Origin of the sequence: Burkholderia sp. 22313 (genome assembly GCF_052045245.1) — a bacterium.
In the GTDB taxonomy this organism is placed as follows: domain Bacteria; phylum Pseudomonadota; class Gammaproteobacteria; order Burkholderiales; family Burkholderiaceae; genus Burkholderia.
Genome location: NZ_JBQEON010000004.1, coordinates 127,860 through 135,661 on the forward strand (window position 1 = coordinate 127,860; position 7,802 = coordinate 135,661).

The 7,802-nt window shown below is 65.2% G+C and carries 5 protein-coding genes and 2 pseudogenes; 6 read left to right on the top strand and 1 reads right to left on the bottom strand.

Annotation, left to right across the window (positions count from 1 at the left end):
* Positions 1-75: 75 nt before the first annotated feature.
* Complete coding sequence (icd, locus tag ACTJKF_RS05430) at positions 76-1,332, bottom strand: NADP-dependent isocitrate dehydrogenase (protein WP_440622538.1); 1,257 nt, start codon at positions 1,330-1,332, stop codon at positions 76-78.
* A 274-nt stretch (positions 1,333-1,606) separates the two neighbouring features.
* On the opposite strand from icd, the gene ACTJKF_RS05435 reads away from it, so the two are divergent.
* From ACTJKF_RS05435 to ACTJKF_RS05460, 6 genes and pseudogenes are all read left to right on the top strand, one after another.
* A complete protein-coding gene (locus tag ACTJKF_RS05435) occupies positions 1,607-2,185 on the top strand; it encodes a pseudouridine synthase (RefSeq protein WP_440622539.1) in 579 nt (192 codons plus the stop codon).
* A gap of 292 nt (positions 2,186-2,477) precedes the next feature.
* A complete protein-coding gene (locus ACTJKF_RS05440) occupies positions 2,478-2,690 on the top strand; it encodes a hypothetical protein (protein WP_072465376.1) in 213 nt (70 codons plus the stop codon).
* A 159-nt stretch (positions 2,691-2,849) separates the two neighbouring features.
* Positions 2,850-3,350, top strand: coding sequence for a DUF192 domain-containing protein (locus ACTJKF_RS05445; RefSeq protein ID WP_440622540.1), 501 nt, complete (start codon positions 2,850-2,852; stop codon positions 3,348-3,350).
* 220 nt (positions 3,351-3,570) lie between these two features.
* Positions 3,571-5,682: an elongation factor G gene (fusA, locus tag ACTJKF_RS05450; protein WP_440622541.1), complete on the top strand. Its 2,112-nt coding sequence runs from the start codon at positions 3,571-3,573 to the stop codon at positions 5,680-5,682.
* A 175-nt stretch (positions 5,683-5,857) separates the two neighbouring features.
* Positions 5,858-6,875 (top strand): annotated as a pseudogene (locus ACTJKF_RS05455) (HoxN/HupN/NixA family nickel/cobalt transporter).
* Positions 6,876-7,158: 283 nt separating this feature from the next.
* Positions 7,159-7,802, top strand: a pseudogene (locus ACTJKF_RS05460) (hypothetical protein); the annotation flags it as partial.

Sequence of the window (7,802 nt, forward strand, 5' to 3'; positions counted from 1 at the left end):
ATTCACGAAACGCCCCGGCGCCGGCAGCAGGCGCCGGAGCGGCCGGCGCGCGGCCGGCCTACCCCGGAAGGGGACTTACATGTTCTCGATCAGCACTTCGCCGAAGCCGGAGCACGACACCTGCGTCGCCCCTTCCATCAGGCGCGCGAAATCGTACGTGACGCGCTTCTGCAGGATCGACTTTTCCATCGCGGCGATGATCGTGTCGGCCGCTTCCGTCCAGCCGAGGTGGCGCAGCATCATTTCCGCCGACAGGATCTCGGAACCCGGGTTCACGTAGTCCTTGCCCGCGTACTTCGGCGCCGTGCCGTGGGTCGCCTCGAACATCGCGACCGAATCCGACAGGTTCGCGCCCGGCGCGATCCCGATGCCGCCGACCTGCGCGGCCAGTGCGTCGGAGATATAGTCGCCGTTCAGGTTCAGCGTCGCGATCACGTCGTATTCGGCCGGACGCAGCAGGATCTGCTGCAGGAACGCGTCGGCGATCGAATCCTTGATGACGATCTCGTTGCCCGTCTTCGGGTTCTTCACGCGCATCCACGGGCCGCCGTCGATCAGCTCGCCGCCGAATTCCTTCTGCGCAAGTGCGTAGCCGGCGTCACGGAACAGACCTTCCGTGAACTTCATGATGTTGCCCTTGTGCACCAGCGTGACCGACTTGCGATCGTTGTCGATCGCGTACTGGATCGCCTTGCGCACGAGCCGCTCGGTGCCTTCGGTCGACACGGGCTTCACGCCGATCCCCGAAGTTTCCGGAAAGCGGATCTTCTTCACGCCCATCTCGTCCTGCAGGAACTTGATGACCTTCTTCGCCTGCTCGGAGCCCGCGGCCCATTCGATGCCCGCGTAGATGTCTTCCGAGTTCTCGCGGAAGATCACCATGTCGATCTTTTGCGGCTCGCGCACCGGCGACGGCACGCCCTTGAAATACTGGACCGGGCGCAGGCACACGTACAGGTCGAGTTCCTGGCGCAGCGCGACGTTCAGCGAACGGATGCCGCCGCCGACCGGGGTCGTGAGCGGCCCCTTGATCGACACCACGTATTCCTTCAGCACCTGCAGCGTTTCGTCCGGCAGCCACACGTCCGGACCATACACCTTCGTCGCCTTCTCGCCCGCGAAGATCTCCATCCAGTGGATCTTGCGCTTGCCCTTGTACGCCTGCGCGACCGCCGCGTCGACGACCTTGATCATGACCGGCGTGATATCGAAGCCCGTACCGTCGCCTTCGATATAGGGAATGATCGGCTGATCGGAAACGTTGAGCGAGAAGTCCTTGTTGACGGTGATCTTTTCACCGCCTTCCGGAACCTTGATGTGCTGATACGGCATGATCGACTCCAGTGACGTGGCTGAGCAGGTGATGCTGGTCGAAACTGCGCGCGCGGCGGGGCGGCCTTGCCACCCTCGTGACGGCAGCAGCGAGCCGCTATTCTAGCGCCCCAACCGGGGCCGGCGGCACGAAGCGCGACGCTGCGTATCAAGTCTTCCCTTATGTCTTATATAAGACAGAGGACTTGCCGTTCCGTATTATGCATTAAGATTCCGCCATTTGCCATAGACCGCCCGCCCCGCTTCCCCGCGGCATGCCGGCGGGCGCCTCGCCATGACCCTGATCGCCCTCAACAAGCCGTTCGGCACGATTTGCCAGTTTTCCGCGCACGAGACGCGGCCGTCGCTCGGCGACTGGGTAACGACGCCCGGCGTCTACCCGGCCGGCCGGCTCGACGCGGACAGCGAGGGCCTGCTGCTGCTCACCGACGACGGCGCGCTGCAGGCGCGCATCGCCGAGCCGCGCCACAAGCTCGTCAAGCGCTATTGGGCGCAAGTCGACGGCGCGCCCGGCCCGGCCGACCTGAAGGCGCTGGCGCGCGGCGTCGATCTCGGCGACTACGTGACACGCCCGTGCCGCGCCGAATTGATCGACCCGCCCGACACGCTGTGGCCGCGCAACCCGCCGATCCGCTACCGCGCCGCGATTCCGACCACCTGGATCGAGCTCGCGATCACCGAAGGCAAGAATCGGCAGGTGCGCCGCATGACGGCCGCGATCGGCTTCCCGACGTTGCGCCTCGTGCGCGTCGGCATCGGCGCACTGGACATATTTGCGCTCGGCATTGCACCGGGCGAAACAATCGCACTGCCGCCGCGCGCGCCGTGGGACGGTTTCGCCCGCGCCGAATGACCGCCCCGGCGGCATTCGATTTTTTTCGTCATCTTTTTCGTCAACCGCCGGCGAAGATCGCGCGTTAAACCACGCAGATGCCACCCTTAGCTATCCGGCATTGGCAGCCGAACCGGGATTTACGTGTTTGCGTCACGAAAGCGACGCTTTCTTCGAATACGATTCGGCGCCCGCAGCGCAAAGAGAAATTTCTCGAAGCGTCTGTCAACCGAAAGGTGGATGGCACCGTTAGACGACATGACTCCATATTGCCGGGTCATTTGGTTAATTAACTAAAGCTGAGGAACACAACATGAACAAACTGATCGCTGCTCTGGTCGCTGGTCTCTTCGCAACGGCTGCTTTCGCACAAGCTTCGGCTCCGGAAGCTGCTTCGGCTGCTGCTCCGGCAGCTGCTTCGGCACCGGCAAAGCACGCTGCCAAGAAGCACCACGCAAAGAAGAAGCACCACGCAGCCAAGAAGGCAGCTAGCGAAGCCGAAGCACCGGCAGCTGCTTCGAACTAAGCAAGCTGGTTGTAATAACGCAGTCAAGAACACGCAGTCTTGCCGTTCTTACGGCGTTGAAAGGCAGATCACCGCGAGGCGATCTGCCTTTTTCTTTTTGTGCCCGCCGGCGCGCTTCGCGTACCATGCGGGTCTCGTTTTCCCGATAGGAGCCCTGCTGTGCGATTCTCCCTGCGCTCGTCGCTCGGCCGCCTTGCGCGCGCCGCCGTGTTTCCCGCCGCGCTCGCCGTCCTCGCACTCGGCGTGCAGACCGCCCACGCGCAGATGCCGCCCGGCGCCAAGCAGCCGAGCGAGTTCCCGCGCGTGAAGTTGCGCGCCGGCATGTACGTGATCGACGCGGCCGTCGCCGCAAACGACGCCGACCGCGAACAGGGGCTGATGTACCGGTCGCAGCTCGCGCCGAACGAAGGCATGCTGTTCGTGTTCAACGAGAACGCCGTGCACTGCTTCTGGATGAAGAACACGCTGATCCCGCTGTCGATCGCGTTCGTCCGCGCCGACGGCACGATCACCGACATCGACGAAATGCAGGCCGAGACGACCGACAACCACTGCCCGCGCAACAACGGCGTCTATGCGCTCGAAATGAGCAAGGGCTGGTTCGCGGCGAAGGGCATCAAGCCGGGCATGAAGCTCGACGGCCTGCCCAAAGCCCAGTAACGGCGAATGCCGCGGCGCCGCCGCGTATCGACCGAAGCCGGCCGCCCGTTGCGCGCCGGCTTTTTTTTCGCCCGCCGCGGCGGCGGCGCCGGCCTTGATTCGGCCAACGCCGGCCGCATCTGCAAAAGCCACGCACAAGCGCTATCCTTTAAATCTCGCTTGTTCCAGCCCGTGCCGGCGCAGCCGGCCCGCTTACGATCCGAACCACCAGGAGGTTCACGTGCCCCGCAAAACCCCCATCGAGCGCTATCGCAATATCGGGATCAGCGCTCACATCGATGCCGGCAAGACCACCACGACCGAGCGCATCCTGTTTTACACCGGCGTGAGCCACAAGATCGGTGAAGTGCACGACGGCGCGGCCACGATGGACTGGATGGAGCAGGAGCAGGAACGCGGCATCACGATCACGTCGGCCGCGACCACGGCCTTCTGGAAGGGGATGGCCGGCAACTATCCGGAACACCGGATCAACATCATCGACACCCCCGGGCACGTCGACTTCACGATCGAGGTCGAGCGCTCGATGCGCGTGCTCGACGGCGCGTGCATGGTCTACGACTCGGTCGGCGGCGTGCAGCCGCAGTCCGAAACCGTGTGGCGCCAGGCGAACAAGTACAAGGTGCCGCGCATCGCGTTCGTCAACAAGATGGACCGCATCGGCGCGGACTTCTTCCGCGTGCAGCGCCAGATCGGCGAGCGCCTGAAGGGCGTCGCCGTGCCGATCCAGATTCCGATCGGCGCGGAAGATCATTTCCAGGGCGTCGTCGATCTCGTCAAGATGAAGGCGATTGTCTGGGATGACGAAAGCCAGGGCGTGAAGTTCACCTACGAGGACATCCCGGCGAATCTCGTCGAGCTCGCGCATGAATGGCGCGAGAAGATGGTCGAGGCCGCTGCCGAAGCGAGCGAGGAACTACTCGAGAAGTACCTGCACGACCACGAATCGCTGACCGAGGACGAGATCAAGGCCGCGCTGCGCCAGCGCACGATCGCCAACGAGATCGTGCCGATGCTGTGCGGCAGCGCGTTCAAGAACAAGGGCGTGCAGGCGATGCTCGACGCGGTGATCGACTACCTGCCGTCGCCGGTCGACGTGCCCGCGATTCTCGGTCACGACTTCGCCGATCCGGAAAAGCCGGCGGAACGTCATCCGAGCGACGACGAGCCGTTCTCCGCGCTCGCGTTCAAGATCATGACCGACCCGTTCGTCGGGCAGCTGATCTTCTTCCGCGTGTATTCGGGCGTCGTCGAATCGGGCGACACGGTGCTGAACGCGACGAAGGACAAGAAGGAACGGCTCGGCCGGATCCTGCAGATGCACGCGAACGAGCGCAAGGAGATCAAGGAAGTGCGCGCGGGCGACATCGCGGCGGCAGTCGGCCTGAAGGAAGCGACGACGGGCGACACGCTGTGCGATCCGGCCAAGCCGATCATCCTCGAGAAGATGGAGTTCCCGGAGCCGGTGATCTCGCAGGCTGTCGAGCCGAAGACGAAGGCCGACCAGGAAAAGATGGGGCTCGCGCTGAACCGTCTCGCGCAGGAAGATCCGTCGTTCCGCGTGCAGACCGACGAGGAATCCGGCCAGACGATCATTTCGGGGATGGGCGAGCTGCACCTCGAGATCCTGGTCGACCGGATGAAGCGCGAGTTCGGCGTCGAGGCGACGGTCGGCAAGCCGCAGGTCGCCTATCGCGAAACGGTGCGCACGACGGCGTCCAACGTCGAAGGCAAGTTCGTCAAGCAGTCGGGCGGGCGCGGCCAGTACGGGCATGCGGTGATCACGCTGGAGCCGAACCCCGGCAAGGGCTACGAGTTCCTCGACGAGATCAAGGGCGGCGTGATTCCGCGTGAATTCATCCCGGCCGTCGACAAGGGCATCACCGAAACGCTGAAGAGCGGCGTGCTCGCAGGCTACCCGGTCGTCGACGTGAAGGTGCACCTGACGTTCGGTTCGTACCACGACGTCGACTCGAACGAAAACGCGTTCCGGATGGCCGGCTCGATGGCGTTCAAGGAAGCGATGCGCCGCGCGAAGCCGGTGCTGCTCGAGCCGATGATGGCCGTCGAGGTCGAGACGCCCGAGGAGTTCATGGGTAACGTGATGGGCGACCTGTCGAGCCGGCGCGGCATCGTGCAGGGGATGGAGGACATCGCGGGCGGCGGCGGCAAGCTGGTGCGTGCCGAAGTGCCGCTTGCCGAGATGTTCGGCTATTCGACGTCGCTGCGCTCGGCGACGCAAGGTCGCGCGACGTACACGATGGAGTTCAAGCAATACGCGGAAACGCCGGCGAACGTGTCGGAAGGCGTGATCAACGCGAAAGTGAAGTAAGCGCGGGGCGCGTGCGCCCTGCCCGCGGCAAGCCCAGGCCCGTCCGGTTCCGGACGGGCCTTTTTCGTTCGCGGAACGCAGCGGTGCGGCCGGCCGCCGCCGTTTTTGAGCGGCGCGCCCTGCATTTTTTTCGCATGCCACAATGCAGCGCGATTCGTCCGACGGAACCGTCTCGATGCCGCCCACCCCTGCCCTGCGCCGCCTGCTGATGCTGTATGCCGGCCTGATCGCCGCGAACGTCGCGGCCTGGCTGTGGGCGCTCGCGGCGCTGCGCGACCATCCGCTGCTGCTCGGTACCGCGGCGATCGCGTATGGCCGCGGGCTGCGTCATGCAGTCGACGCCGATCACATCGCCGCGATCGACGTCGCGACGCGCAAGCTGATGCAGGACGGCCAGCGTCCGGTGACCGTCGGCCTGTTCTTCCCGCTCGGCCACTCGACGATCGTGATCGCCGCGACGCTCGGCGTCTCGTTGACCGCGTTCGCGCTGCGCGACCGCTTCGACGCGTTCCGCGCAATCGGCGGCACGATCGGCACGGCCGTGTCGGCCACTTTCCTGCTCGTGCTCGCGTGCATGAACCTCGTGATCCTGCGCGACGTGTGGCGGCGCTATCGCGGCGCGTCCGATCATGCGCACGCCGCCGCGCATACGCATCGTCCGTCCGGCCTCGTCGCGCGGTTGCTGCGTCCGCTGTTGCGCTTCGTGTCGAAGAGCCGGCACATGTATCCGGTGGGCGTGCTGTTCGGCCTCGGTTTCGATACTGCAACAGAAATCGCGCTGCTCGCGATCGCGGCCACGCAGGCGAGCCATGCGCTGCCGGTCTATACGATCATGCTGTTTCCGGCGCTGTTCGCCGCCGGCATGACGCTGATCGACTCGACCGATAACGTTCTGATGATTCATGCGTACGGCTGGGCGATGGACGACCCGCGGCGCAAGCTGCTCTACAACGCGTAGCATCACGCTGCTGTCCGCGGTCGTCGCGCTCGCCGTCGGCGGGATCGAAGCCGCCGGCCTGCTCGCCGACAAGCTGTCGCTGACCGGCCCCGTACGCAACGCACTCGATGCGATCGGCGAGCGCTTCGGCACGATCGGTTACGGCATCGTCGCGCTGTTTCTCGTCTGCTGGATCGCGTCGGTCCTGCGCCATCGCTGGCCGCGCGCTGCCGACACAACGGTGCGCCAGGCGTAGTCAGACGTTTCATTTCAGAAACAAAAAGCTCACAACGGTGTTTCGGACGCTGTCACGCGGCATAAGTGCGCCTTGCGCCACGGGCGTAGGCGGCCGGTGGCACGAATCTCGCAGTTAGGGATTCGCACGGCGGGCCCGCGTGCCGATTCGTGTTCGCGACTGGCGCCAGGCGCCGGTCCGACAGGTATCGGCCGCCGAAACGACAATGCATCGTTGCCGGTCCCCTGCATCACACGTTGATGGTCGCGCGTGACGAGGCATGGCGGGCATCGGGGAGAGCATGATGAGTAGAACGAAACAACTGTCCCGCACGGCGGGACAGCGCCTTCACACGACCCTCCTGGCCGCAGCCGCATTTGCGTGCTGCTGCTCTTACGCCGTCGCGCAAGATTCGATGCCCGACGCCGCACCCGACGCGACCGCCGGCGCGGACCCCGTCATGATGCTTGCCGAGGACGCGGTGCCCTGCGCCGCCGGTCCGGCTGCTTGCGCGGTACACCTTTATGCCGGCCGTGGCGCTGTGGGCGGCGGTGCCGGCAGTACCACTGGCGGCGGCAGTCCGGGTAACAGCGGAAATGGTGGAAGCGGCGGGAACGGTGCCGTCGGGCCGGCGGGTGTCGGTGGATCGACGGGGGCCCCATCCGGTGGTACGAGCGGAACAGGTCGTAGCGGCAATGCATCCGGCAACGAGGGTCATGGTGGAGGTACCTCGGGCGGCGGTACTTCGGGCGGCGGTACTTCGGGTGGCGGCACTTCGGGTGGTGGTACTTCGGGTGGCGGCACTTCGGGTGGCGGTACTTCGGGTGGCGGCACTTCGGGTGGCGGCACTTCGGGTGGCGGCACTTCGGGTGGCGGCACTTCGGGTGGCGGTACTTCGGGTGGCGGTACTTCGGGTGGCGGTACTTCGGGTGGCGGTACTTCGGGTGG

Bases quoted from the DNA above. Each gene is read 5' to 3' on its own strand.
- icd (WP_440622538.1), bottom strand. From the start codon at position 1,332: ATGCCGTATCAGCACATCAAGGTTCCGGAAGGCGGTGAAAAGATCACC.
- ACTJKF_RS05435 (WP_440622539.1), top strand. From the start codon at position 1,607: ATGACCCTGATCGCCCTCAACAAGCCGTTCGGCACGATTTGCCAGTTT.
- ACTJKF_RS05440 (WP_072465376.1), top strand. From the start codon at position 2,478: ATGAACAAACTGATCGCTGCTCTGGTCGCTGGTCTCTTCGCAACGGCT.